Origin of the sequence: Yonghaparkia sp. Root332, assembly GCF_001425665.1 — a bacterium.
In the GTDB taxonomy this organism is placed as follows: Bacteria; Actinomycetota; Actinomycetes; order Actinomycetales; family Microbacteriaceae; genus Microcella.
On the sequence record NZ_LMCX01000002.1, the window covers coordinates 143,440 to 168,908 of the forward strand.

The 25,469-nt window shown below is 72.9% G+C and carries 26 protein-coding genes; 21 read left to right on the forward strand and 5 right to left on the reverse strand.

What is annotated here, in order from left to right; genetic code table 11:
- The first annotated feature begins 78 nt into the window (after positions 1 to 78).
- On the forward strand, positions 79 to 492 hold the full coding sequence (locus ASC54_RS08430; protein ID WP_055898316.1) for a putative immunity protein: 414 nt from the start codon (positions 79 to 81) through the stop codon (positions 490 to 492).
- Here the strand turns inward: ASC54_RS08430 and rsmD are convergent.
- A complete protein-coding gene (rsmD, locus tag ASC54_RS08435) occupies positions 489 to 1,073 on the reverse strand; it encodes a 16S rRNA (guanine(966)-N(2))-methyltransferase RsmD (RefSeq protein WP_055898318.1) in 585 nt (194 codons plus the stop codon). The genes ASC54_RS08430 and rsmD overlap by 4 nt on opposite strands.
- Before the next feature lie 65 nt (positions 1,074 to 1,138).
- Here rsmD and ASC54_RS08440 point away from each other — a divergent pair, with 65 nt between their 5' ends.
- The 3 genes from ASC54_RS08440 to coaD all read left to right on the forward strand — a co-directional run bounded on the left by ASC54_RS08440 (position 1,139) and on the right by coaD (position 4,639).
- Entirely contained in the window at positions 1,139 to 3,349 is a 2,211-nt protein-coding gene (locus ASC54_RS08440; protein WP_055899351.1) for an ATP-dependent DNA helicase RecG, read from the forward strand.
- Between the two features lie 77 nt (positions 3,350 to 3,426).
- Positions 3,427 to 4,116, forward strand: coding sequence for an endonuclease/exonuclease/phosphatase family protein (locus ASC54_RS08445; protein ID WP_055859839.1), 690 nt, complete (start codon positions 3,427 to 3,429; stop codon positions 4,114 to 4,116).
- A gap of 34 nt (positions 4,117 to 4,150) precedes the next feature.
- Positions 4,151 to 4,639 (forward strand): pantetheine-phosphate adenylyltransferase, encoded by a 489-nt coding sequence (gene coaD, locus ASC54_RS08450; RefSeq protein WP_055859842.1) that lies wholly within the window; start codon positions 4,151 to 4,153, stop codon positions 4,637 to 4,639.
- A gap of 131 nt (positions 4,640 to 4,770) precedes the next feature.
- Here coaD and ASC54_RS08455 read toward each other — a convergent pair whose 3' ends face one another.
- A complete protein-coding gene (locus ASC54_RS08455) occupies positions 4,771 to 5,034 on the reverse strand; it encodes a hypothetical protein (protein ID WP_055859845.1) in 264 nt (87 codons plus the stop codon).
- A 604-nt stretch (positions 5,035 to 5,638) separates the two neighbouring features.
- On the opposite strand from ASC54_RS08455, the gene ASC54_RS08460 reads away from it, so the two are divergent.
- The 3 genes from ASC54_RS08460 to ASC54_RS13075 are packed head-to-tail and all read left to right on the forward strand — an operon-like array spanning position 5,639 to position 7,402.
- Positions 5,639 to 6,214 carry a YdeI family protein gene (locus ASC54_RS08460; protein ID WP_055859848.1) on the forward strand — a complete coding sequence of 192 codons (576 nt, stop codon included), beginning with the start codon at positions 5,639 to 5,641 and terminating at the stop codon, positions 6,212 to 6,214.
- A gap of 13 nt (positions 6,215 to 6,227) precedes the next feature.
- Positions 6,228 to 7,196, forward strand: coding sequence for an NAD(P)-dependent alcohol dehydrogenase (locus tag ASC54_RS08465; RefSeq protein WP_055898320.1), 969 nt, complete (start codon positions 6,228 to 6,230; stop codon positions 7,194 to 7,196).
- A 50-nt stretch (positions 7,197 to 7,246) separates the two neighbouring features.
- Entirely contained in the window at positions 7,247 to 7,402 is a 156-nt protein-coding gene (locus ASC54_RS13075; protein ID WP_200932301.1) for a hypothetical protein, read from the forward strand.
- A gap of 52 nt (positions 7,403 to 7,454) precedes the next feature.
- On the opposite strand, the gene ASC54_RS08470 is transcribed toward ASC54_RS13075, so the two are convergent.
- Together ASC54_RS08470 and ASC54_RS08475 are read right to left on the reverse strand one after the other, a co-directional pair.
- On the reverse strand, positions 7,455 to 8,135 hold the full coding sequence (locus ASC54_RS08470) for an RraA family protein (RefSeq protein ID WP_055859854.1): 681 nt from the start codon (positions 8,133 to 8,135) through the stop codon (positions 7,455 to 7,457).
- A gap of 15 nt (positions 8,136 to 8,150) precedes the next feature.
- Complete coding sequence (locus tag ASC54_RS08475) at positions 8,151 to 8,954, reverse strand: FadR/GntR family transcriptional regulator (RefSeq protein ID WP_162242501.1); 804 nt, start codon at positions 8,952 to 8,954, stop codon at positions 8,151 to 8,153.
- 129 nt (positions 8,955 to 9,083) lie between these two features.
- On the opposite strand from ASC54_RS08475, the gene ASC54_RS08480 reads away from it, so the two are divergent.
- The 14 genes from ASC54_RS08480 to ASC54_RS08545 all read left to right on the forward strand — a co-directional run bounded on the left by ASC54_RS08480 (position 9,084) and on the right by ASC54_RS08545 (position 24,140).
- On the forward strand, positions 9,084 to 10,169 hold the full coding sequence (locus ASC54_RS08480) for a sugar ABC transporter substrate-binding protein (RefSeq protein WP_156376797.1): 1,086 nt from the start codon (positions 9,084 to 9,086) through the stop codon (positions 10,167 to 10,169).
- Positions 10,169 to 11,719, forward strand: coding sequence for a sugar ABC transporter ATP-binding protein (locus tag ASC54_RS08485; RefSeq protein WP_055898324.1), 1,551 nt, complete (start codon positions 10,169 to 10,171; stop codon positions 11,717 to 11,719). Before ASC54_RS08480 ends, ASC54_RS08485 begins: the two co-directional genes overlap by 1 nt.
- The gene (locus tag ASC54_RS08490) at positions 11,716 to 12,717 is read left to right on the forward strand and encodes an ABC transporter permease (protein ID WP_156376798.1); all 1,002 of its coding nucleotides are present in this window, start codon (positions 11,716 to 11,718) and stop codon (positions 12,715 to 12,717) included. Before ASC54_RS08485 ends, ASC54_RS08490 begins: the two co-directional genes overlap by 4 nt.
- Positions 12,718 to 12,757: 40 nt before the next feature.
- The gene (locus ASC54_RS08495) at positions 12,758 to 14,251 is read left to right on the forward strand and encodes an amidase (protein ID WP_055859869.1); all 1,494 of its coding nucleotides are present in this window, start codon (positions 12,758 to 12,760) and stop codon (positions 14,249 to 14,251) included.
- A gap of 2 nt (positions 14,252 to 14,253) precedes the next feature.
- A complete protein-coding gene (locus ASC54_RS08500; protein WP_255357378.1) occupies positions 14,254 to 14,997 on the forward strand; it encodes a 5-oxoprolinase subunit PxpA in 744 nt (247 codons plus the stop codon).
- Complete coding sequence (locus ASC54_RS08505) at positions 14,994 to 16,274, forward strand: MFS transporter (protein ID WP_055859875.1); 1,281 nt, start codon at positions 14,994 to 14,996, stop codon at positions 16,272 to 16,274. Before ASC54_RS08500 ends, ASC54_RS08505 begins: the two co-directional genes overlap by 4 nt.
- Entirely contained in the window at positions 16,271 to 17,272 is a 1,002-nt protein-coding gene (locus ASC54_RS08510) for a TIGR03557 family F420-dependent LLM class oxidoreductase (RefSeq protein WP_055898329.1), read from the forward strand. Before ASC54_RS08505 ends, ASC54_RS08510 begins: the two co-directional genes overlap by 4 nt.
- Before the next feature lie 8 nt (positions 17,273 to 17,280).
- A complete protein-coding gene (locus tag ASC54_RS08515) occupies positions 17,281 to 17,574 on the forward strand; it encodes a DUF4287 domain-containing protein (protein WP_055859879.1) in 294 nt (97 codons plus the stop codon).
- 4 nt (positions 17,575 to 17,578) lie between these two features.
- Positions 17,579 to 18,007 carry a toxin-antitoxin system YwqK family antitoxin gene (locus ASC54_RS08520; protein ID WP_055859882.1) on the forward strand — a complete coding sequence of 143 codons (429 nt, stop codon included), beginning with the start codon at positions 17,579 to 17,581 and terminating at the stop codon, positions 18,005 to 18,007.
- 58 nt (positions 18,008 to 18,065) lie between these two features.
- Entirely contained in the window at positions 18,066 to 18,443 is a 378-nt protein-coding gene (locus ASC54_RS08525) for a PLD nuclease N-terminal domain-containing protein (RefSeq protein WP_055898332.1), read from the forward strand.
- 88 nt (positions 18,444 to 18,531) lie between these two features.
- Positions 18,532 to 19,341, forward strand: a complete 810-nt coding sequence (gene cofE, locus ASC54_RS08530) for a coenzyme F420-0:L-glutamate ligase (RefSeq protein ID WP_055898336.1) — start codon at positions 18,532 to 18,534, stop codon at positions 19,339 to 19,341.
- A 72-nt stretch (positions 19,342 to 19,413) separates the two neighbouring features.
- Positions 19,414 to 20,430: a MoxR family ATPase gene (locus ASC54_RS08535; RefSeq protein WP_055861931.1), complete on the forward strand. Its 1,017-nt coding sequence runs from the start codon at positions 19,414 to 19,416 to the stop codon at positions 20,428 to 20,430.
- A gap of 10 nt (positions 20,431 to 20,440) precedes the next feature.
- On the forward strand, positions 20,441 to 21,784 hold the full coding sequence (locus ASC54_RS08540) for a DUF58 domain-containing protein (RefSeq protein WP_055898338.1): 1,344 nt from the start codon (positions 20,441 to 20,443) through the stop codon (positions 21,782 to 21,784).
- Positions 21,777 to 24,140 carry a DUF3488 and transglutaminase-like domain-containing protein gene (locus ASC54_RS08545; protein WP_055898341.1) on the forward strand — a complete coding sequence of 788 codons (2,364 nt, stop codon included), beginning with the start codon at positions 21,777 to 21,779 and terminating at the stop codon, positions 24,138 to 24,140. Before ASC54_RS08540 ends, ASC54_RS08545 begins: the two co-directional genes overlap by 8 nt.
- 158 nt (positions 24,141 to 24,298) lie before the next feature.
- Here ASC54_RS08545 and ASC54_RS12655 read toward each other — a convergent pair whose 3' ends face one another.
- Entirely contained in the window at positions 24,299 to 25,363 is a 1,065-nt protein-coding gene (locus ASC54_RS12655; RefSeq protein WP_082514993.1) for an endonuclease domain-containing protein, read from the reverse strand.
- Between the last annotated feature and the right edge of the window lie 106 nt (positions 25,364 to 25,469).

Genomic DNA, 25,469 nt, shown 5'->3' on the forward strand with positions numbered 1-25,469 from the left:
GAACCGCCTCCCCCTCGACATAACCCTCATGATGAGGCGCCCGCCATCGGGGGCGGAGCCGGAGCAGGGGGTCGTACCGTGATCAGTCCGTCCGAGCACCGAGAGCTCGCCCGCTGGGCCGCCGCGTGCGCGCTCCCCGCCTTCGAGGCCGAGCACCCCGACGACCCGCGGCCCCGCGCGGCGATCGCCGCCGCCCGCGCCTGGGCGAACGGTGCGATCACGGTGCAGGCGGCGCGCGAGATCGCCTTCCTCGCTCACGCCGCGGCGCGCGAGTCGACCGGCCCCGCTGCGGACGCCGCCGCCCGCGCCGCCGGTCACGCCGCCGCCACCGCGCACCTCGCGACGCACGCGCCGCACGCCGCCGACTACGCCGCGCGCGCCGCCTCCGATGCCGCCGACGAGCGCTGCTGGCAGCGTTCGGCGATCGGGGCCGAGCTGCACGCGGCGGTGTCGCGCCAGTCGCAGCGCGAGCTCGACCGGCAGCCGGCCTAGCTCTCCGGCCCCGCCTCGGTCGCCGCGAGCCAGAAGATCGCGGTCTCGCCGTAGTCGGAGCGCCGCTCCAGCGCGAGCCCCGACGGCCAGGCCGGCACGGGCGTCCGCGACGAGCGCTCGAGGACGACCACGGCATCCGCCGCTAATCGGGGCACGAGCGCGGCGAGCACGTGGTCGAGCTCGACCCCGCCGAGCTCGTACGGCGGGTCGATGAAGACGAGATCCCACGCGCCGGGCGTCGACGTCAGGTACGACTGCACGGGCTTCCCCGTGACGCGGATGCTCGGGCTCGCCCCGCGCGGAGCCCGCTGCTCGACGAGCCGCGCATTGGCCTTGCACACCTGGACGGCGGCGTGGCTGCGCTCGACGAGCATCACGGTCGCGGCTCCGCGCGAGGCGGCCTCGAGCCCGAGGGCTCCCGAGCCGGCGTAGAGGTCGAGCACGCGGGCGCCGTCGAGGAGGTCGCGGGCCTGCAGCGCGCTGAAGATCGCCTCGCGCACGCGGTCGGAGGTGGGGCGCGTGCCCGCGCTCGGCACCGTGAGGGTGAGAGACCCGGCGTACCCGGCGATGATGCGCGTCACGGGTTCCACGGTAGCCGTCAGCACGGTGCGGCCGGGCGCGGTCGGCGCGCGCGGCTACCGTAGTGATCGTGCCCGGCCCTCTCGACGCGAAGCTCGTCTCGGTGCTCGGCGACCGCAGCGCGAAGTCGCTGAGCAAGGCCTTCGGCATGACGACGGTCGGCGACCTGCTCGCGCACGTTCCGCGCCGGTACGCGCGCCGCGGCGAGCTCACGGCGCTGAGCGAGCTGCAGGTCAACGAGTCGGTGACGATCGTCGCCGAGATCCTGAGCGTCACCGAGCGGTCGATGCGCGCCCGCCGGGGGAGCATCCTCGAGGTCACGATCGGCGACGGCCGGGGCATCCTCGCCCTGACGTTCTTCAACCAGGCGTGGCGCAAGGCCGACCTCGTGAAGGGGCGCCGCGGCATCTTCGCCGGCAAGGTCGGCGGGTACCGCGGCATCCGACAGCTCGCCCACCCCGACTACGAGCTCTTCGAGGCCGGCGACGAGCGCGACTCGGGGCCGACGGCGCAGAAGTGGGCGATGCAGCCGATCCCGATCTACCCGGCGACGTCGACGGTCGCGAGCTGGCAGCTGCAGAAGGCGATCGCGGTCGCGCTCGACACGCTCGGGCCGCTCGACGACCCCATCCCCGCCGAGGTGCGCGCCGAGCGCGAGCTGCTCGACCACGCGACCGCCCTCGAGTGGATCCACCGCCCGGAGGACGACCGGCAGTGGCGACGCGCCCGCGACACTCTGCGCTTCCACGAGGCGTTCCTGCTGCAGGTGGCGCTGCTGCAGCGCCGGGCCCTGCTGCGCGAGCAGCCCGCGACCCCGCGCACGCCCGGCACCGAGCTCGCGGGCTTCGACGCCGAGCTGCCGTTCACCCTCACCGCCGACCAGGAGCTCGTCGGCCAGGAGGTCGAGCGCGATCTCGCCTCGCCCGTGCCCATGAACCGGCTCGTGCAGGGCGAGGTCGGCTCGGGCAAGACGCTCGTCGCCGTGCGCGCGATGCTCACGGTCGCGGAGGACGGCGGCCAGAGCGCGCTGCTCGCCCCGACGGAGGTGCTCGCGGCCCAGCACCTGCGCTCGATCGTGAGCGTGCTCGGCCCCGACCGCGCGGCCAGGATGCGCCCGGTGCTGCTCACGGGGCAGCTGAGCGCGGGGGAGCGCCGCGCGACCCTCCTCGCGATCGCGAGCGGGGCATCCCGCATCGTCGTCGGCACGCACGCACTGCTCGGCGATAAGGTGCAGTTCGCCGACCTCGGGCTCGTCGTCGTCGACGAGCAGCACCGGTTCGGCGTCGAGCAGCGCGAGACCCTGCGCCGCAAGGGCGCGGTGCCGCCGCACGTGCTCGTCCTCACGGCCACGCCCATCCCGCGGACGGTCGCGATGACGGTCTTCGGCGACCTCGACGTCTCGACGATCGCGACGCTGCCGGCCGGGCGCATCCCGATCGTGAGCCACGTCGTGCCGCTCGCCGAGCGCCGCGAGCTGTGGCACCGCGCGTGGCAGCGCCTCGGCGAGGAGCTCGCGCAGGGCCGCCAGGGCTTCGTCGTCGTCCCCGCGATCGACGCGACGACCCCGGAGGACGACCCCGACGCGCTCGCGACCGACGCCGAGGAGTCGGGCTCGGTCGGCGCCGCCGATGCGGCCGTCGGGCAGGCGGATGCCCCGCCCCGCCCGCCCGCGTCGGTCGCCGAGCTCACACCCCTGCTGCGATCGCACCCCGCGCTCGAGGGGCGACGGGTCGAGCCGCTCCACGGCCGTATGTCGACGGAGGAGAAGGACGCGACGATGCGCGCCTTCGCCGCCGGCGAGATCGACGTGCTCGTCGCGACGACGGTCATCGAGGTCGGCGTCGACGTGCCCAATGCCTCGACGATGGTCGTGGTGGAGGCCGACCGGTTCGGCGTGAGCCAGCTGCACCAGCTGCGCGGCCGCGTCGGCCGCGGCGGCGTGCCGGGCCTGTGCCTCTTCGTCACCGCCGCCGAGCAGGGCAGTCTCGCGCGCGAGCGCGTCGAGGCGGTCGCGTCGACCCTCGACGGCTTCGAGCTCGCGTCGATCGACCTCGAGCTGCGCCGCGAGGGCGACGTTCTCGGCGCGACGCAGAGCGGCGGCCGGTCGAGCCTGCGGCTGCTGCGCGTCGCGAAGGACGGCGATGTGATCGGGGATGCGCGCGAGGCCGCGGCCCTGCTCCTCGAGCGCGACCCGCGGCTCGACGGGATGCCGGCGCTCCGCGACGCCCTCGACCGCCGGCTCGACGACGAGGCGCGCGCGTACCTGGAGAAGAACTGACGCGCGATCGTCAAGGCGTCCATCAGGTTCGCGCGGTCGACTAGCGTTGTCGCCGGGGAACACCAGGGGGAGGACGCATGAAGGTCATCAGCTACAACCTCCGCAAGCACGCGGCCGTCGGCGAGCTCGTCGATCTGGTCGCCGCGCACGACCCGCACCTGGTCTGCCTGCAGGAGATCGACACCTCGCAGCTCCCCGCCGAGCTCGGCCCCCTCCACCTCGCCGACGCCACCAAGCGCAATCGGCTCGGCCTCGCCGTCTACTACGACCGCGACCGCTTCGAGTCGCGCGCGACGGCCGCCTTCGCCCTCAAGAAGTCGCTCCACGATCGCATCGCCGCGCCCGCGCACGAGCGCGTGCTCGGCTCGCACCTGCTCGACCGCGAGACGGGGCGCGAGATCGTCGTCGCCTCCTTCCACGCCGCCCCGCTCACGGCGCTCAACTCGCTGCGGCGCAAGCAGATCCACGCCGCTCACGAGGCGCTGCGCGGCTTCGGGCCCGATCTGCCCACCCTCATGGTGGGCGACTTCAACTACCCCGTCTTCAAGGACTTCCTCGGAGCCGACGTGCGCGGCACCGGCTACGACCTGACGCTCAGCGACGCGCGCACCTACACGCGCTACAAGTTCTTCCGCGGCCACTTCGACTTCGCGACCTCGATCGGGCTCGACATCGATTCCGTCCGCACGCTGCCGCAGGGCGTCAGCGACCACCTGCCCATCCTCGTCGCCGCCGGCTACCGCGAGCGCGCTGAGGCGGCCGCATAGCGTTCGCGCGACGCCGCCCCGGTAGGCTGGCTCCGTGAGCAGAGTCGCCGTCATCCCCGGGTCGTACGACCCCGTCACCCTGGGGCATCTCGACGTCATCGAGCGCGCCGCGCGCATCTTCGACGAGGTGCACGTGGTCGTCGTGCACAACCCGGGCAAGACGGCCATGCTGCCGATCGCGCAGCGCGTCTCCCTCATCGAGCAGGCCATCGCCGATCGGGCCCTGCCCTCGGGCATCGTCGTGACCGGCTGGAGCGTCGGGCTGCTGGTCGACTACTGCACCGATGTCGGCGCGACCGTGCTGGTGAAGGGGATCCGCAGCCAGGTCGACGTGGCCTACGAGACGCCGATGGCGATCGTGAACCGCAACCTCGCCGGCGTCGAGACGATCTTCATGCTCCCCGACCCGGCCCACGCGCACGTGTCGAGCTCGCTCGTGCGTCAGGTGGCCTCCCTGGGCGGCGACGTGGCGCCCTACGTCCCCCGCGCTGTCGCGGAGTTCCTGCACTCCTTCCAGGACTGAGCCCCGCACATCCGTCCCGATCGTCGCGGTCTCGGAATGCGGAAGGCCGCCACCGGGGCGAGCCTCCGGTGACGGCCCTCTGAACGAGCCCGCTGCGATGTCGGGCGGGGATGCGCGGCGCACGGTCGTGCTCAGCGCGGGATGAGCGTCAGCAGCATCGTGCGCTGCATCTGCCGCTCGCGCTGCTCGCGAGCGAGCTCCTGGTTCACGCGCGTCGCACGGTGGTCGTGCCGCACGGCGACGGTCGAGCGGCGGCTCCACTGCACGAGGGCGATGCCGACGTGCAGCGCGATCCGGTCGATCAGACCGATCCGGCGCGCGGGGACGCTCCGGGTGCGGGGGCGCGACGGGCGCACCGGCTGCGGGTGACTCGGGCGAGTCGTGGTGGTGTTCATGAGTGGTGGTGTTCCTTCACTGCGCGTGGGTCGCCACCGGCGCGCGCGGTCGCGCGCCGGAGGAGGCCCGAGGGTGCCGCTCGTGGCGGCGGAGGGGGAGCGGCGGCGTCGGCGCATCCTCACCATGGAGAAGCGGAGCGACTCGCCGTGAACGGGGCGGTGACCCGCAGATGCACATCGGTCGACGAGCGGCGGCGAGAGCCGACGAGCGCGAGCGCGCGGTGCCCGGGTCGGGCTTCTTCAGCGCCGCCACCGTCGAACCGGCGGCGTTCCGACCGACGCGGTTAGGCGGTGACGACGCCGACGAAGCCGGCGCGGATACGGGAGATTCCCGTCAGAGTGGTGATCAACATGCTGGCCTCCTTTCGGCGTCTCGTGGGCCCTCGTGCAGGGCCTCGGGAAATCTAGCGGCGCGACGCCGCCGAGCGCAACTGTTTTATTCCCCTTTCTCCGGGTCAGATCGGCCGAGGCCTCGCGTCGCACCGTGGCGATCATGCCGTTCGGGTCCTGCGCGGGGGCGCCGCCTGAGCGCTCGGCGGCCTGCGCGAACGGGTCGGAGGCTGGCGCGGCCGCGGTGCCGCCCGGCCGCCGTAGAGTGGCGCCCATGGTCGCGAACGCCGACAAGCCCGTGCTGCTCTTCGAGACGGTCGCGGCGTGGGAGGCGTGGCTGGAGGCGAATCCCGACCACCCGGGCGTCCGGCTGAAGATGCGGAAGAAGGCATCCGCCGCCCCCGGGATCACCTACGACGAGGCGCTCGAGTCGGCGCTCTGCTTCGGCTGGATCGATGGGCAGATCTACGGGCTCGACGCCGACTACTCGCTGCAGGTCTTCACACCTCGGCGGCCGCGCTCGGTCTGGTCGCAGCGGAACGTGGGCATCGTCGAGCGCCTCACCGGGGCCGGCCGCATGCGACCGCCCGGGCTCGCCCAGGTCGAGCGGGCGCAGGCGGACGGTCGCTGGGCCGCCGCCTACCGGCAGAAGGGGATGATCGTGCCCGACGATCTCCGGGCGGCGCTCGACGCCTCGCCCGCAGCCGCCGCGACCTTCGGCGCGCTCGCCGCCCAGCAGCGGTTCGGCATCGTCTTCCGACTCGACGGCGTCGCGCGCGCCGAGACCCGCGCCCGGAAGCTCGCCGACTACGTCGCCCGCCTCGAGCGCGGCGAATCCCCCGTCGCGTGAGGCAGGACGACCGATGAGAGCGATCACGGTGCGCGAGTACGGCGGCCCCGAGGTTCTGCGAGTCGATGACGCGCCCGACGTCGTGCCGCGGGCGGGGGAGATCGTGGTGCGCCAGCAGGCGAGCTCGGTGAACCCGCTCGACTGGCACACCATGCGCGGGACGCCGTTCCTCGTGCGGGTCGGGCGCGGGCTCCGCCGGCCGACGAGGCCCGTGCTCGGCAGCGACATCTCGGGGGTCGTCGACGCCGTCGGGCCGGGAGTCGAGCGGTGGCGCGTGGGCGACCCCGTGCTCGGCTTCGGCATCGCGGCGTGGGCCGAGCGCGTCGTCGTGAAGGCGGATGGCGTCGTCTCGCGACCGGCCGGGCTCGACCCGGTGGATTCGGGCGGCGTCGGCATCGCGGGCATCACCGCCCTGCAGGCGCTCACGCGGGCCGGGGCCGAGCGCGGGCAGCGCATCCTCGTCAACGGCGCGTCCGGCGGCGTGGGAACGTTCGCCGTCCAGATCGGCAAGCTCCTCGGCGCGCACGTCACCGCGACGACGAGCGCCCGCAACCTCGCTCTCGTCGCGCGCATCGGCGCCGACGACGTCATCGACTACACGGTCGACGATGTCGTGTCGGGCCTCCCGCGCTTCGACGCGGTGATCGACCTCGTCGGCGACCGCCGCATCGGCGAGCTGCGCCGCGTGCTCAGGCCGGAGGGCGCGCTCGTGCGGTGCGGCGACCCCGGCGGGCTATGGATCAGGCCGGTCGCCGCGGTCGCGGGCGCGGTCATCACCGACCGGCTCGTGACGCACCGCATCATCCCGCTGCTCGCGACGCGCGACCAGGCCGACCTGCAGCGTCTCGCCGACTGGCTCGGCACGACGGCCCTGCGCGTCGTCGTCGACCGCGTCGTCCCGCTCTCCGAGGTCGCCGAGGCCGTCGCGCACGTCGAGTCGCGCCGTGCCCGCGGGAAGGTGCTGCTCGCGGTCGATCGCTAATACCCCTGGGGGTATAATCGACTCGTTCCCGCGACCGAAGGAGACCCCTCATGTGCCAGCAGATCACCTGCCGGACGTGCGGCAAGAGGACCGGGACCGGCTGCGGCCAGCACGTGAGCCAGGTGATGCGCGGCGTGCCCCAGTCGCGGCGATGCCCGGGCCACGATGCCGAGCCCGGCTTCTTCGCGCGGCTCTTCCGCCGCTGAACCGACCGGGCGGTCGAGCGTCCGTCCGGGCTGGAGAGACCCCCGGACGCGCCTACGTCTCGATCGCCCCGCCTCGGGCCGCCAGGTGGTCGCGCAAGGAGTAGCCCGGGTTCTCGGCGCGCAGGGCGAGGTACTCGTCGAACGCGAGCTGCGAACGGAGCGATTCCCCCGCGCGCATGCGCTCGGCCTGCGCGACTTCGGTCGTCATGATCCGTCGGGCGAGCGCTCCGACCTCCTCCGCGAGCGCGGCGGCCACGACCACGACTCCGTCGTCGTCGGCCGTGATGATGTCGCCCGGGCGGATCGTCACCCCGCCGATCGTCGCGGAGCGCATCGGCGGGGCCGCCGGCGGCACCCGGACCGGTCCGCGCGGAAAGGCTCCTCGGCTGAAGATCGGGATGCCGATGTCGACGAGCTGCGCGGAGTCGCGGTGGAACCCGTCGATCACGATCCCTGCCAGTCCGGCGAGGTGAGCCTCGAGCGCGAGGAGGTCGCCGACGCAGGCCTCGTCGTCGCGACCGCCGTTGTCGACGACGAGCACCGAACCCGTGGGCGCCTCGCCGATCACCTCGAGGATGACATCGACGCTCCCGAGGTGCGTCACGGGCGCGGCGGGACCGGCGACGATGCGCCCGGGGGCGATCGGGCGGAGGGCGAACGCGGGCGCGGGGAGTCCGAGCCGCACGAGGGCGTCGACGACCGCGGCCGTGGGGAGCGCGGTCGTCCCGCTCATGGCCGGTGCGGACCCCTACGCGTCGGCGCCGGGGCGATCGGCGCTCGACCGGATGGTGGGGAGGCTGGACACCGTCATGTCGTCGACCTGGAGGTTCGTCAGGGCCTCCTTGCGAACCTCGTCGAGGTATGTCACGTGGTTCTGGAAGGCGTCCCGCGCCGCCTCCGGATCTCCGGCGGCGATCGCGAGGTAGATGGCTTCGTGCTGCTTCATGACGGTCTCGCGCCCGAGCAGCTCGACGAAGACGGTGTTCGTCGCCGGACGGCTGAGGTGCACCGACATCATGGCCAGTTCGAGGATCTTGTTCTTCGCTGCCTTCGTGACCGCGGTGTGGAATTCGAGGTCGAGGTCGAGCCAGTCCGCGATGTCCATGTCGAAGTCGCGGGCAGCCTCGACGGGGCGACGGATCGCCTCGAGGTCCTCGGGGGTCGCTCGTCGTGCGGCCATGTCGACGCAGTGCATCTCGAGCACCCACCGGGCCTCGTCGACATCGCTCAGCGAAACGTTGCCCACGCGGTACCAGAGGCGGATGGCGTCGCTGAGCTGCTCGGCGACCTCCTCCGAGTCGGGCACCGCGACGAACGTGCCCCCCGACCCGCCTCGCGTGGTGACGACCATGCCCGTGGCGGAGAGCAGCTTGAGCGCCTCGCGGGCGGTCGCGCGGGAGACGTCGAAGGTCTCGCCGAGCTCGAGCTCGGTCGGCAGACGCTCGCCGGGCATCCACACCGCGTTCGAGATCGCCTCGCGCAGCTGCCTCGCGATCTGACCCGAGGCGTCCTTCCTCGACAGCTGCTCAGGGACGAACGTTCGCTCCGACACCGACCTGTGCTCCATTCCCGTGAAATCAGATCTTTACATTCACCGTACCTGGATGCAACATGGTCGAACTAAGAATGTTCAATGTCTGACATACAAACTTAGACACACTCTCACATTGAGGAGCTCAACGTGCAACAGAAGCTTTCAGCAGTGCTGCTGTCCTTCGGGGCGGTGGCGGTCCTCCTGGCGGGGTGCGCCGCACCCTCGCCCCAGGGCGGAAACGCCCCCGAGCCGCAGGACGCGGTCGCGGATTCGACCGCCATGTCCACGACGCTCGACTACATCGAGGCGGGCCTGCCCGACCTCGAGGGGGCGTCTCTCGCCTTCATCGTCGAATGCGCCACCCAGAACGCGTTCTGCCAGACCCGGTGGGAGGGAGCGCAGGATGCGGCGGAGGCCGTCGGCGCGAAGATCACCCTCTTCGATGCCGGATTCGACCCGAACGCGCAGCTCGCGCAGACTCAGGACGCGATCCTGCAGGACTTCGACGGGTACATCCTGTCGCCCGTCGCCGACGCGACCGGATGCGCCAACTTCGAGCTGCTGCAGGAGACCGGGAAGCCCGTCGTCAACATCAACAGCCCGATGTGCGGGAACGCGGACTACACCGAGGGAACTGCGGGCTTCGTCGCCATGCAGACGGAGTCGTTCTTCCTCGAGCACGTCGAGAACGCCTTCTCGCTCTGCGAAGGGGAGTGCGAGGCGATCGCCGTCGGCGGCTTCATCGGCAGCGACCTGTTCACGCGGTGGGAGAACGCGATCCAGCGCGCTCTCGAGAGCTACCCCAACGTGACCCTCGTGTCCGACCAGCCCGGCAACTTCGACCCGGCTGCCGCACTCACGGTCGTGCAGGACGCGCTGCTCGCCAACCCGGACGCCGAGATCGTCGTCTCGTCGTGGGACGACATGACGCGAGGCGTCGAGGAGGGGATTCGCGCGGCCGGCAAGGTGCCGGGCGAGGACGTCCGCATCTACAGCGTCGGAGGCACGGACTACGGCGTCGGGCAGGTCGAGGCCGGCGCGTGGGATTCCACGACCATCCTGCTCCCGTACGAGGAGTCGTACTACGGCATCGTGCAGCTCGCTCGAGCGATCGACACCGGCGAGATGACGCCTGGATTCACCTACCTGGCCGAGTCGCCTCTCGTGCTGGACGGTCCGGGCTCGCTCTTCATCACGGTGGACAACGCCGACGGATTCACGCCGGAGTACTGATGACTGATCCCCGCGCCGTCGCTCCGCTCGCCCTCGAGGTGACTCGGCTGTCCAAGTCGTACCCCGGCGTGAACGCCCTCCGCGGCGTCTCCCTCCAGGTGCGATCAGGAGAGGTGCATGGGCTCGTCGGTGAGAACGGCGCGGGGAAGTCGACCCTCCTGAAGTCGATCGCCGGTGCTGTCCCGTTCGATTCGGGTTCGGTCCGGGTGCTCGGCACCGACCTGGTGGGGGGAAACCCCCGCCAGGCGGCCGAGGCCGGTCTGGCGATGATCTACCAGGAGCTCACGATCGTGCCTGAGCTGTCGGCCTCGGACAACGTGCATCTGGGAGACCCGCCCAGGCGCTTCGGCGTCGTGGACCGTCGTCGGGTCGACGCGCAGTTCCGAGAGGCCGCAGCGCGGATCGGTCTCCAGGTGTCGCCCCGAGCCAAGGCCGGCAGTCTGTCGACCGCGAACCAGCAGCTGCTGGAGATCGTGCGGGCGATGGTCAGCGAGCGCCGACTCGTGATCATGGACGAGCCGACGGCGTCGCTCGGTCCGGAGGACATCGGTCGGCTCCACGCGGTGATCCGCGGGCTGCGTGAGACGGGCCATGCCGTCGTGTACGTCTCGCACGACCTCGATGCGGTGCTCGACATCTGCGACGCCGTGACCGTCCTCCGGGAGGGGGAGGTCGTCGAGAGCCGGCCCGCCGTGGAGTGGACCAAGCCCGCCCTCATCCGCTCCATGCTCGGCGGAGTCGAACTCGATTCGGCCGGGGCCGGGGAGTCCACGACCACAGCGGGCGACGCCGTGCTGTCGGTGCGCGGTCTCCGAGCTCCCGGTGTCCGTCTCGATGAGCTCGATGTCGCCGCCGGCCAGATCATCGGAGTCGCCGGTCTCGTCGGCTCGGGCCGCTCGCGGCTGCTCCGGGCGCTGGCCGGTGCCCTGCTCATCGACGAGGGGCGGTGCGAGATCCGGGGCGAGGCCCGTACCTGGCCGCGCTCGCCCGCCGCCGCCTGGCGGCTCGGGATCGCGATGGCGCCGGAGGACCGGAAGCTGCAGGGACTCGTCCTCGATCAGAGCGCCGCCTGGAACATCGCCCTCGGTGACTTCTCGGGGGCCGCCGGTCGCGGCCCGGTGACGCTTGACCGCCTCGGGGCCGGGGTGCGCGCGGCGGCGGAGGCGATGGCCTTCTCCGCCTCCCGCCTCGTCGTCGCCGCGGGCACGCTGTCGGGCGGGAACCAGCAGAAGCTCATGCTCGCCCGGCTGATGAATCGCTCGGTCTCGGTCCTCCTGCTCGACGAACCCACTCGAGGCATCGACATCGGGGCGAAAGCCCACGTCTTCACCGCGATGCGGGAGATCGCCGACTCGGGACGAGCGGTGATCTGGTCCAGCAGCGAGATCGAGGAGGTTATCGAGCACAGCGATCGAGTCCTCGTGGTCGCCGGTGGCCGCGTCATCGACGAGCTTCCCCCTCGGTCATCACCGCATGACGTGCTGACCCGCATCTTCGACCACCAGCGCACGCACGACGTGCACTCGACCGATGGAGAACCAGCCCTGTGACCACCGCATTGGATGCCCGCCCGTCTCGATTCGTGCGCCTCGCTCAGGCGAGTCGTTCGTACGGTGTCGTGATCGCACTGGTGGTGCTCGTCATCGCGATCTCCGTGGCGCAGCCCTCGTTCCTGAGCTTCCCCAACCAGATGAACATCCTCAGCCAGTGGGCGCCGGTCGCGATCATGGGCATCGGCATGACCTACGTCGTGATCACGGGCGGCTTCGACCTCTCGGTCGGGGCGACCTACGCCCTCGCGGCGGTCGTCGCCGCCGCGATCGGCCAGAGCCAGCCCCCTGTCGTGGCGTTCTCGGCGGCCATCGCCGCCGGACTCGTCGTGGGCGTCGTCAACGGCTTCATCGTCACGGCCCTGCGGGTCAACCCCTTCATCGCCACGCTCGGAACCTCCCTCGTCGTCGGCGGCATCACGCTCGCGATCACCGGCAACAAGGCCTTCATCGTCGCCTTCGAGCCGTTCACCGCCCTCGGGCGGGACCGCCTCGCCGGCGTTCCCTACTCCGGGATCCTCGTCATCGTCCTGTTCGTGATCGCCGGTCTCGTGCTCGCGTACACCTCGTGGGGGCAGTCGGTGTACGCCGTCGGCGGGAACCTCGAGGCCTCGCGGCTCGCCGGGATCCGGACCTCCGGCGTCGTCGGAAGCGCCTACGCGATCGCCGGCCTCACCGCCGGGGTGGCCGGCGTCGTCACCGCATCGCAGCTGAGCTCGGCGCAGGCGAGTCTCGGTGCCACGCTCGTCTTCGACGTGCTCACCGTCGTCATCGTCGGCGGCACGGCCCTGTCGGGCGGTCGTGGCGCCATCTGGCGGACGGCCGTCGGCGTCGGCATCCTCGCCACGCTGCAGAACGGCTTCAACCTGCTCGACATCGACGCCTACTACCAGGACGTCATCAAGGGCGTCATCATCATCGCCGCGCTGGCGACGCTCGACCGCGGGGGCGCTCGTCACCTCCGCCGTCTGCTCGCCGGCCGCGGGCCCTCGCACTGAACCTCATCACCCCGGATCCACCGAACCGAAGGAGAGCACAATGAAGAGCATCACCGAGATCGAAGAGGCGACGATCGCCTCCGTCCACGCCGGATTCCGCGCGGGGGCATTCACCGCGCGCGAGCTCGTCCAGGCCTACCTCGACCGCATCGACGCGCTCGACAGGAACGGCCCCGGACTCAACTCGATCATCTCCGTGTCCGACACGGCGCTCGACGAGGCCGACGCACTGGACGCCGCGCTCGCGTCGAGCGGCGAGCTCTCCGGTCCGCTCCACGGAGTCCCCGTGGTCGTGAAGGACCAGATCGAGACGGCCGGTCTGCGAACGACCTTCGGCAGCGCCGCCGCGGCGGGCTACATGCCGGAGAAGGACGCGACGGCGATCGCGCGACTGCGCGCCGCCGGCGCCATCATCCTCGCTAAGACGACCATGCCCGACTTCGCGACCTCGTGGTTCTCGACGTCGTCGCAGAGCGAGATCACGAAGAACCCCTACGACCTCTCCCGCGACCCGGGCGGCTCGAGCAGCGGATCCGCCGCCGCCGTCGCCGCCAACCTCGGGCTCGTCGGCATCGGCGAGGACACGGGCGGGTCGATCCGACTGCCCGCGTCGTTCTGCAACCTGGTCGGCGTGCGCGTGACGCCCGGGCTCATCAGCCGCAGCGGGATGTCCTCGCTCGTCGTGCCCCAGGACACCTCCGGGCCCATGACCCGCACCGTCGAGGACGCGGCGAGGCTCCTCGACGTCATGGTCGGCTACGACAGCGAGGACGCATACACGACGGTGGTCGGCGTCGCTCGACACGAGGGCTCCTTCCTCGACGGGCTGGACGAGGCCACCGTCGCCGGCAAGCGGATCGGAGTCCTCCGGGAGGTCTTCGCCGACGACACCGACCCCGAGGGCGCCGCGGTCAACGCCGTGCTGACCGACGCGCTGGACAAGCTCAGCGCGGCCGGCGCCACGCTCGTCGACGTCGAGATCCCCGACCTCATGCACTTCGTGGGCTTCACCTCGGTCTACTTCACGCGGTCGCTGCAGGACATGAACGCCTTCATCCAGGCTCGCCCGCAGCTCGGCTTCTCGGGCATCGACGAGCTCCACGCCGCCGGCCGGTTCCACCCCAAGCTCGACCTCTTCGAGGGCATCGCGACGGGCCCGAAGACCGCCAAGGACGACCCGCAGTACCTCGATCGGATCCTCGCTCAGGGCGAGTTCCAGCGCTCGGTGCTCGCGATCATGGTCGAGAACGAGCTGGACGCCATCGCGTTCCCGGACACGAAGCTCCCGGCGCCGACGCACGAGGACGTCTACGCCGACCGGTGGACCTGCCTCACGTACCCCACCAACACCGTCATCGCCTCGCAGCTCTACTTCCCGGCAGTGACCGTCCCGGCGGGCTTCACCGAGTCGGGGCTCCCGGTCGGGCTGGAGCTCATGTCGGTCCCCTACGACGAGGCCCGTCTGCTGAAGGTGGCGCGCGGTGTCGAGAAGGCGACCGACGCACGACGCGCTCCCGCGCTGAGCGCCGAGTGATCGTGGGGGCGACGGGCGAGAGGCCTCCACCCGGGGGGCTCTCGATCAATGCCGACATGGGGGAGTCCATCGGGATCCACCGCTTCGGCAACGACGAGAGGCTCCTGGAGTTCGTGGACACGATCAACGTGGCGGGAGGGATGCATGCCGGAGACCCGTCATCGATCGCATCGATCGTCCATGACGCGGTGGAGGCGGGAGTCACGGTGGGAGCCCATCCCGGGCTTCCGGACATCACGGGATTCGGCCGGCGCGAGATGGTGATCACGGCCGATGAGGCGCGCGATCTGATCCGGTATCAGGTCGGCGCGGTGGCGGCATTCGTCACCGCCGAGGGCGATCGGCTGCACCACATCAAGCCGCACGGCGCGCTGTTCGGGATGATGGCGCGGCAGCCCGAGCTGATGCACGCGCTGTGCGACGTCGCCGGCGACTTCGATGTGCCGATCTTCGGGCTCGCCGGAACCCTGCACGAGAGCGTCGCCGTCGAGCGGGGCGTGCCCTTCGTCGCCGAGTACTACGTCGATCTCGACTACCAGGAGGACGGCACCGTCACGGTCAACCGATGGGGGGTGACGCGCGATCTGGACGAGGTCGAGGCCCGCGCGCGTCGCGCCCTCGAGCACGGCACGACGACCTCGGTCACCGGCCGCGACATCGCGGTCCGGGTCGACTCGTTCTGCGTCCACTCGGATCTGCCCAACGCGGTCGAGGTCGCCGCGCGCGTCCGTGCGGTAGTCGGATGACGACGCCCGCCCGACCGCGGAGCTCGCTCCGACGGTCGGGCGGGCGCTCGGCGGGCCCCGCGCCGGGTCTGCTCGCCCTGCTCGCGGTGCTCGTCATCGCGGGCTGTCTGCGGGCGCCCATCACCGCCGTGCCTCCCGTTCTCACCGCGATCGGTCTCGAGAACGGGATCGGGGCGCTCGGACTGGGCGTGCTCTCGGCGCTCCCTCTCGCCGGGTTCTCCGCGGCATCGCTCCTCGCCATCCCGCTCGCACGGACGCCGGGCCCGCGACGGGCGATCCTCCTCGCCGCCGCGGTGCTCACCGGGGGGATCCTCCTGCGATCCGTCCCCGACCCGGTCGCGCTGTGGGCGGGCACCGCCGTCCTCGGATTCGCGATCGCGGTCGGCAATGTCCTGCTGCCGGTAGTCGTGAAGGAGCTCTGGCCCCGATCGATCGCCGCGGTCACCGGCGTGTACACCGCGGCGAGCGCGGTCATGGCGGCGATCGCCGCGGCGACGATCGTGCCGCTCACCGTCGCGCTCGGCGGCGACTGGCGATCGGCCCTGGGGGCATGGTCGATCGCGGCAGCATCCGCCGCTCTCGTCTGGTGGGCCGTGCAGGTGCGCGGGAGGGTCCAAGATCGGGAGGTCGCGACATCGGCACCGTCCACCCGCGGAGGGTCGCTGGCGCGCGTGCCGCTCGCCTGGTCGGTGATGCTCTACATGGGCCTCCAGGCCGCGACCTACTACGCGCTTCTGGCGTGGATACCCGGCATGGAGCGGTCGATCGGAATCGACGACGAGGTCTCGGGCATCCATCTGGCGATCTTCATCGGTGTCGGAATCGTCTCCGGCCTGCTCGCCTCCGGCGCGGCCCAGGCGCTCCCCGATCAGCGATGGCTGAGCGCCGGGTCCAGCGCGCTGCTCGCGGCGGCCGCGCTCGGCGCCCTCCTGGCGCCGCAGCTCGCGCTGCTGTGGATCGTCATCGCCGGGGTCAGCTGCGGCGCCGTGTTCCCCGTCGCCGTGGCGTTCATCGGCCTGCGCTCGGATGACCGCGCCCTCACGGCGAGGCTCTCCGCGTTCGTGCAGTTCGGCGGCTACCTCATCGCCATGGCCGGGCCCGCTGCGCTGGGCGCCGTCGCGGAGCTCACCGGCGGGTGGGAATGGACGCTCGTCGCGATCGCGCTGCTCTCGGTCCTGCAGAGCGCCGTCGGCTACCTCGCCGGGGGTGCGCGGACGATCGACGACCGCATGGGGATCCAGCGAACGCGAGCGGGAGCCACCAGACTGGAGGCATGACCGCCCCGCAGATCGGCTACGCCGCCGCGCTCGAGCAGTTCGCGCCGCTCGAGGCCATCGAGCTCGCAGCGCTCGCCGAGCAGCACGGCTTCGCGGGCACCGTCGCGACGGAGGGCTTCCAGCCCTGGACGCCGCAGCAGGGACAGTCGAGCTTCGTGTGGAACGTGGTCTCCGCGCTCGGCGCGCGGACGAGCGGGGCCCTGGGCGTCGGACCGGTGTCGCCGACGTTCCGGTGGCATCCCGCGATGGTGGCCCAGGCATCCGCGACGCTCGCTGCGATGTACCCCGGGCGGCACTGGCTCGCCCTCGGCAGCGGCGAGGCGATGAGCGACCACATCGTCGGCGAGCGCTGGCCCGAGCCCGCCGAGCGCATCGCGCGCATGTTCGAGGCGCTGTCGATCATCAAGAAGCTCTTCTCCGCCTCGCTCGCCGGCCGCGACACCAAGCACGACGGCGACGTCCTGCGCCTCGAGACCGCGCGGCTCTGGACGATGCCCGAGTTCGCGCCGGACATCCTCATCCAGACCGCCGGCCCCCTGACGGCGAAGCGGGCCGGGCGCAGCGCCGACGGCCTGCTCATCGAGGCCGCGCCGATCGAGCGCATCGGGATGCTCTTCCAGCGCTTCGAGGAGGGCGCGCGCGAGGCGGGCCGCGACCTCGCCACCACGACTCGCGTTCTGCGTCTGCACCTGTCGTGGGCGCCGACCGACGAGGAGGCGATGGGGAACGCGCTCGCCGAGTGGCCCAACGGCGGCATGCGGTTCGCGAAGAGCGACATCCGCTCGCCGTTCGACCTCGAGCAGATCGCGAAGCTCGTGCGACCGGAGGACTTCGGCGGCCGCGTGGTGGTCTCCTCCGACCCCGACGTGCACCGCGCGAACATCCAGGCGCACCTGGATCTGGGCTTCGACGGGGTCTACCTTCATAACGTCGGTCGGAACCAGCGAGAGTTCCTCGAGGTGTTCGGGCGCGACGTCCTCCCCGCGCTGCACCGATAGGAGACTCCATGTCGTTCCAGGCCTACCTCGACGCGATCGAGAAGAAGACCGGCCGAACGCCGCGGCAGCTGCTCGACGAGGCGATCGAGCGCGGCTACAAGGAGCCGGGGGTGAAGGCTGGCGTCATCGTCCAGTGGCTCGCCGACGGCTACGGGCTCGGCCGCGGTCACGCGATGGCGATGGTGCACGTGATCCAGAAGGGCCCGGAGATCTCGACGAAGCATGTCGGCTCCGACGGCGTGCACCGCGACGCGACCGACACGCTGTGGCTCGACGGGGCGGCGACGAAGCCGGCGGGCTGACGCGATGGCGGATGACGCCGCGGACGCGCTCGCGCCGGGCGAGGGCGGGCTCGACGCCGAGGGTCGACGTCACGGCCCATGGCGTGAGAGCGACCCGCACGGCGGCACGATCGCGGGCGAGTACGTCCACGGCGACCGGCACGGGCCGTGGACGCACTTCTTCGCCGACGGCCGCGTGCGCAGCGAGATGCACTACGAGCGCGGCGAGCTCGCGGGGCCCACCACGTGGTACCGCGCGACCGGCGGGCTGCTGCAGCGCGGCGCCTTCCTCGACGGCGAGAAGCACGGCCGCTGGACGCGCTGGGACGCCGCCGGCCGGCTGCTCGACGAGGGCGAGTTCGACCGCGGCGCCAGGACGGGGGAGTGGAACCGGTACGCGCCCGACGGCTCGGTGCGGAAGATCACGCGCCATCGGGGCCGCCCCGACGCATGACCGCCTCGGCGCGAGAACGCCGTAGCGCAACATGCGGAACCCTCACTATGGTGAGCGCGTGTACATCCTGCTGGGCGCGATCCCCGTTCTCGTCATGATCGCGTCGCTCGCCGACATCATCACGCGCGGCGAGCACGAGGTGAAGAACCTCAACCGCACTTTCTGGATCATCATCGTGATCCTCCTGCCGCTCGTCGGCAGCCTCCTGTGGTGGGCCGTCGGCCGCGAGTACCGTCGCAGCGAGCCCGTCGTCGGCTTCGGCGACCCGCACCGCACCGAGGCGATCGAGCGACGCCTCGCCGATCGCGCGGCGTCGACCACGGAGGCGGAGCTCGCCCGCCTCGACGCCGAGATCGCGCAGGCGGAGAACGAGGCGCGCATCCGCCGCCTGGAGGACGAGCTGCGGCGCCGCCGCGGCGAGCCGACGCCGTCCTGAGCCGACGCCGTCCTGAGCCGACGCCGTCCTGAGCCGACGCCGTCCTGGGTCGGCCGCGCCGGTCGGCGGCCCCTGCGATGATGGGCCGGTGACCACCCCGCCTCTCGTCGTCTTCGGCATCCCCGGCCTGCCCGAGATCGTCCCCGACGACGATCTGCCCCACCTCATCGCCGATGCCGCCCGCCGGGCCGACGTGCTGCCGGGCGACATCCTCGCCGTGACGAGCAAGATCGTGAGCAAGGCCGAGGGCCGCATCGTCGCCGCCGACTCGCGCGAGCAGGCGATCACCGACGAGACCGTGCGCGTCGTCGCGACGCGCGAGCACCCGGGCGGCGTCACGCGCATCGTCGAGAACCGCCTCGGCCTCGTCATGGCCGCGGCGGGCGTCGACGCGAGCAACACCGCCGACGGCACCGTCCTCCTCCTGCCGCTCGACCCCGACGAGAGCGCGCGGCGCATCCGCGAGGCAGTCGAGGCGTGCGTCGGCGCGCCCATCGGCGTCGTCATCACCGACACCGCGGGTCGCGCCTGGCGCGAGGGCCAGACCGACATCGCGATCGGCGCGAGCGGCGTGCGCCTGCTCGACGACCTCCGCGGAGCGCACGACGCGAGCGGCAGGCTCCTCGCCGTCACGGCTCCCGCGGTCGGCGACGAGATCGCCGCCGCCGCCGACCTCGTGAAGGGCAAGACGAGCGGGATGCCCGTGGCCGTCGTCCGCGGACTCGACCGGCACCTCGACCCGGCCGCGCCGGGCGGCCGCAGCCTCGTCCGCCCCGCAGCCGACGACATGTTCTACATCGGTCATCGCGAGGCGCACGAGGCCGGCTACGCGCAGGGTTACTCCCAGGGGCTCGCCGAGGGGCAGGCGGAGGAGCGCGGCCCCGGCGGGGCATCCTGACGAATCATCATTCACGGCGGTTCTCTCGGCCGTTTTCCCGCGTCGGCGTGGAAGAGTGAGCGGGTGAGCACGATGACGAGCCCCGCACCCGACGCGCCCGCCGGAACCGATCAGCCGCTCGAGGCCGAGGCGTTCGCCGAGCTCGGCGACGGGATCCGTCGCGCGATGAACGGCGTGATCGACGGCAAGCCCGAGGCGGTCGACACGGCGCTCACCGTGCTGCTGGCCGAGGGCCACCTGCTCATCGAGGACGTCCCGGGCGTCGGCAAGACCGTGCTCGCCCGAGCGCTCGCCCGCTGCATCGCGGGCACGGTCAGCCGCATCCAGTTCACGCCCGACCTGCTGCCCGCCGACATCACGGGCGTGAGCGTCTTCCGCCAGCAGCAGGGCGTGTTCGAGTTCACCCCCGGCCCCGTCTTCGCCCACATCGTCATCGGCGACGAGATCAACCGCGCGAGCCCGAAGACCCAGTCGGCGCTGCTGGAGTGCATGGAGGAGGGTCAGGTCACCGTCGACGGCCGCACCCACCGCCTCGAGGCTCCGTTCCTCGTCGTCGCGACGCAGAACCCCGTCGAGATGGAGGGCACGTACCCGCTCCCCGAGGCGCAGCGCGACCGCTTCATGGCGCGCATCTCGATCGGGTACCCGGATGCCGAGAGCGAGCAGCGCATGCTGCGCGACCGCGAGCACGGGTCGCCTCTGGATCGCCTCGCCCCGATCGTCGACGTGGCGGGCCTGCGCCGCATGATCGCGACCGTGCGCGAGGTCTACGTGAGCCCCGCGGTCGAGGCGTACGCCGTCGCGATCGTGCAGTCGACGCGCGACGACACCGCGCTGCGGCTCGGCGCCAGCCCGCGCTCGACCCTGCAGCTCGTGCGCGCCGCGCGAGCCCGGGCGGCGCTCGACGGCCGCGACTTCGTCGTCCCCGACGACATCGACGCGCTCGCGACGACGGTGCTCGCCCACCGGATGATCCTCGTGCCCCGGGCGCAGCATCCCGACGGCCGCCCCGTGCGCAGCGTCGAGGAGGTCGTCGAGCGCATCGTCGCGGCGACCCCCGTGCCGGTGCCGCAGGCTCCTCGCGCGTAGGGCTCGGCTCATGCGGGCACGGCGCGAGCGCGCGAGCGGCGGGGTGCCGCGGCTCACCGGCCGCGGCTGGGGTTTCCTCGTGGTGGCCGCGAACCTGTTCGCGCTCGCGTACGGGCTGCAGCGGCCCGAGCTCGTCCCCGGCGCCGTCATCGCCGCCGCCGCGCCGCTGCTCGCGCTTGTCGTCGTCGCCGCGGCCCGGCCGCGCGTGCGCGTCACCCGCCACCTCGACCCCGTCGTCGCCACCGAGGGCGAGCCGGTGCGCGTGGGCGTGCTCGTGTCGGGCCGGGCGCGCGGCGCCGAGTGGATCGAGCGCGTGCCGATGCGCCCCGGCTACGCGGGCCCGGGTCAGCTCCTGCCGGTGCGCACGGGTCGCCCGCGCTCGCTCGGCTACCGCTACTGGCCGGCCCACCGCGGCCTCGTGAGCGTCGGCCCCCTGCTCATCGAGGACCGCGACCCCTTCGCCCTCGCCGTGCGCGTCACCGACACGATCGCCGTCGCCACGCAGCTCGTCGTGCCCGAGGTGGCTCCGCTGTCGCCCGGCCCCGTTCCCGACCCGTCCGCCGAGAGCGGACCCCGCACGACCCGCTCGCGCGAGCGCGCGGCCGACGACGTCGTGACGCGCGAGTACCGGCAGGGGGATGCCCTGCGGCGCGTCCACTGGCGGGTGTCGGCGCGCCAGGGCGAGCTCATGGTGCGGCAGGACGAGCCGCAGGCGGGGCCGCGAGCGCGGGTGCTCCTCGATTCGCAGCGGGCCGGGCATCCCGACCTCGCCCGCCCCGCGGCCGCCGCGCCGTCGGGCTCGCGCACCTTCGAGTGGAGCGTGCGCATGACCGCGGCGGTCGCCGCGCACCTCGCCGAGCGCGGCTACGCCGTCGACCTGCAGACCCCGAGCGCGCGCCCGACCGAGGCCCCGCGGGGCGATGGGCCCGTCGGCGAGCTGCTCGGCGAGCTGGCCGTCCTCCCGCTCGCCGACCGCGAGCCGCTGCCCGCCGTCTCCGCCGCCCCCGGCTCGGTGCCGGTCGTCGCGATCGCGAGCAGCCCCGACGACGCGACGCTGCGGTGGATGCTCGCCCAGCGCTCCGCCGGAGCCCTCGGCGTCGCCCTGCTCGTGCGCTCCGCGTCGACCGCACCCGACGACCCCGGAGCGCTCGCCGTCGAGGCGGCCTTCGCCGCCGCCGACTGGAACGTCGTCACCGTGCCCATCGGCACGCCGCCGGACGCGGCGTGGCTCGCGCTCATCGGCCAGCAGCCCGAGCTGACCGGGGCCGAGGCGCTCGCCGCGCGGGTCGCGGGGGCGGCGGGGCCAGGGCTCGCGGGGCAAGGGCTCGCAGGGGCCGGGGCTGCTCGTGGCTGAGGCGGAGAGCCAGGGCACCCGCCGGGTCGCGGGGCGCGGCGCGCGCGCGGGGCGCGGCACCGTGCTCGTGCCGCTCGCGGCGCTGCTCATGCTCGCCGCGGCGCTCTCGGCCTTCACCGTCCTGCTCGACGAGGGCCCGTGGTTCGCCTCCACGATGGTCGTCGTCGCGGTCGTGGTCGGTGCGGGTGCGCTGGCGCGCCTGCGTGCGCGGAGATGGCGACCCGCGTGGTCGGTGCTCGCGTCGAGCGCGGCGCTCGTGGTCATCCTCACCGCGGTGTTCGCGGCCGAGGTCTCGTTCGCCGTCGTCGTCCCGACCGCCGACACGCTCGAGAGGTTCAGCGAGCTCGTCGCCGCGGGGGAGCAGTCGATCGCCGAGCAGTCGCTGCCGGCGGAGGCCGACCCGGGCATCCGGTTCCTGCTCGCGCTCGGGGTCGGGGGGATCGCGATCGTGACCGACGCCCTCGCCTCTCTCAGCCGGCGGCCGGCGCTCGCCGTCGTGCCCGCCCTGGGCATCCTCGCCGTACCGGTCGTGCTCGCCCCGGGCGCGCTGCCGCTCCCGACCGTGGTCGCGACGGCCGCCGCATACCTGCTCATGCTCGCGCTGCACCGCCCGGCCGCGATCGGCGGCGGAGCGGGCGTCGCGCGGGCCGTCACGGCCGCGGCCGTCGTGCTCGTCGCCGCCGTGGTCGTTCCGCCCGCGTTGCCGTCGGTGCTCGCCGGCGACCGGTTGCCCGGCTCGGGGCCGGCGGGGCTCGTGACCGGCATCAACCCGGTCGTCGAGCTCGGCGACGACCTGAGACGGCAGAACCCGGTGACGGTGCTGACCTACTCGACGGGTCTCGAGGGCGGGCAGTACCTGACGCTCTCGCATCTGGCCGAGTTCGCCGGGCAGGAGGTGCTGCCCGTACCGTTCGAGGCGGAGACGCGCGAGGCGGGCGAGATCGGCCCGCCCGCGTGGTTCGCGGACGACGTCGCGTTCACGAGCGTGGAGACGACGATCACGCTGCGCAGCGTCCGCTCGCGCTGGGTGCCCCTGCCGTCGGCGCCGGTGCGGGCCGACGGGCTCACCGGCGGCTGGGTCATCGACCCCGACGGCGTGACGATGCGCACCGCCGAGGGGTCCATCCGCAACGGCACGTACACGGTCGAGAACCGCCTCGCGCGCCCGACTCCCGAGCAGCTGCGCGCGACGACCGTCGACGCGCCCGGACTCGACCAGTACCGCGCCCTGCCCGAGGACATCGACCCGATCATCGAGGCGACCGCGCGCGAGGTCGTGGCGGGCATCGACAACCCCTACGAGCAGGCGGTCGCGCTGCAGCGGTTCTTCACCGACGGCGGCTTCACCTACTCGGAGGACGCCCCCGTCGAGGGCGGCTTCGACGGCTCGGGCGCCGAGATCGTCGCGGCGTTCCTGGAGGCGCGCTCCGGGTACTGCGTGCACTTCGGCTCGGCGATGACGCTCATGGCGCGCACGCTGGGAATCCCGACGCGCATGGCGGTGGGGTTCCTGCCGGGGTCGCGGAACCCGGTGATCCCGAGCGAGTACACCGTGTCGTCGGACGACCTGCACACCTGGCCCGAGCTGCACTTCGACGGCATCGGCTGGGTGCGCTTCGAGCCGACCCCCTCGCGCGGCGTGACCCCCGACTACGCGACCGAGGAGGCCCTCACCCCGAGCGGATCACCCTCGCCCGACCCGCTCACGCCCGAGCCGATCGAGCCCACGGCGACCGCGACGCCGGGTGCGCCGTCGCCGGGTGCGTCCGGCGGCCCCGACCTCCCCGACGAGCAGATCGACGCGGGCGGCACCGCTTCCGGCGGCCTGCTCGGGGGGCGGTCGACGATCGGGGGCGTGGATGCCCGGCTCGTGCTCGCCCTCGCGCTCATGCTCGTCCTCGCGCTGCTCGCCGCGCCCGGGGTCTGGCGGGCCGTGCTGCGCGCGCGCCGACTGCGCTCGCCGGATCCGCTCGACGCCTGGCGCGAGCTGCGCGACACGGCCCGCGACCTGGGGCTGCCCGCGGAGGCGACCCGCACGCCGCGCGAGCTCGCCCGCGCGTGGGCGGGGGTGGGGGCTGGCGGCGGTGCCAGGGCCGGGGCGGGTGCCGCTGGTGGCGTCGCGGAGCCGTCGGCCGAGGGGCTCGAGGTCTTCGAGGCCGTGCGCCGCGCCCTCGAGGCGCGCGCCTACGGAGCGCCGGCCGCGGTGTCGGGCGCCCCGGACATCCGCCCCGCACTGCGCGCCCTGCGCGCGCGCACGCCGTGGTGGCGTCAGCTGCTCGCCGCGGTCGGGCCGCGCTCGCTCGCGTCGCGCGAGCCGCGCGACCCGGCCCTCGAGCTGCCCGCAGCCCCCGCCTGACGTCGGCCTCCGTCGCTGCCTGCCGCGCCGCGCCGCCGGCCGCGTAGTCCGGCTGCTCATGCGCAACTCAGGATCGTTCGACGATCATCCGTGCGGCGCCGCGGGTCGGAACCCTCCTCAGCCGCACCGTTCCTGAGTTGCGCATGGTGGGTCTCGCATCAACGGTGGTCACCGCGCTGGAGAGCGGCGAGGACCGCCGCTTCGACAATCGACCAGTGCTCCATCACCTGCCGATAGCTGAACCGCAGCACCCGGAATCCTCGTCGCGAGAGCTCAGCATCTCGTCGACGGTCGTTCTCGAAGGTGCTCTCCGTGTCATGGAACGACTCGCCGTCGATCTCGACGACCAGCCGTTCCGCGATCAGGAAGTCGACGGAGCCCACGCCGGGAATCCGCACCTGCGGTCGGAGCGACGGGAGGCGGCCGTGCATGCGCAGTCGGAAGAGGGTCTCCGTGCCCGACTCGCAGGTCCCGTCGACGAGGCCGGGCACGATGCGGTGGCCGCCGGCGACCAGGTCCTGCCTGAGGCCCGGCGATCGGTGGAGCACCGACTCGAGCGATGCGAGGTACAGCTCGCGCGGCGCGCAGGAGCGAAGTGTCGCGATGGCATCGACCGGATCGGCGACGAGCCGATTGCGGGGCGCCCGGGGAGGCATCCAGTGCACGCGGAGCCCGGGAGTTCCTGGCTCGTAGGCGCGTCGTGCATCACCCGCCGACCGCAGTCGCGCGGCGTTCCTCGGAACGAGAACATGCAGACTGCCGTCGGGGACGGCCCAGTATCCGTGAGCCCGAAGCGACTGCGCGCACGTGATCGTTCCCCCCACTCGTGCCGCTCGAACCGCGTCGGCAGCGATGTCGGGCGCCGAGAACCATCCCCGCCTCACGCGTACCAGTGCGCGGCGGCTGACGAGTCCCGCCAGCCGCCCTCGCGTGACGCCGATCGTCTCGAGCTCGGATGTCGAGATGAGCCCGCCGAAGTGACGGACGGCGTGATGAATGTCGACCATGGCGGACAGAGTGCCGCGCCGCATCCGCTCGCCCAGCCGGAGGGGCGCTGGCGGGGGCACGAGGCGAAAGGGGTGCGGTTGGGGAGGAGGGGATGCGCAACTCAGGAAGTACGATCGCGCTGGCGCGTGATGGTGCGGCTGGTCGCTGCCCGCACGGCTTCGGTTCCTGAGTTGCGCACGGGCGTGGTGGCGCGCCTGCTCCGGGGCGAGACGCATCGGGGAGCGGCGCCCGGCGCGCGGCCTCGCGGTGCCGAGCGCGCGGCCCGGGCCCGCGGCGCCCAGGCCCGCGGCGCCCAGCGCGCCCGGGCCCGCGGCGCCCGGC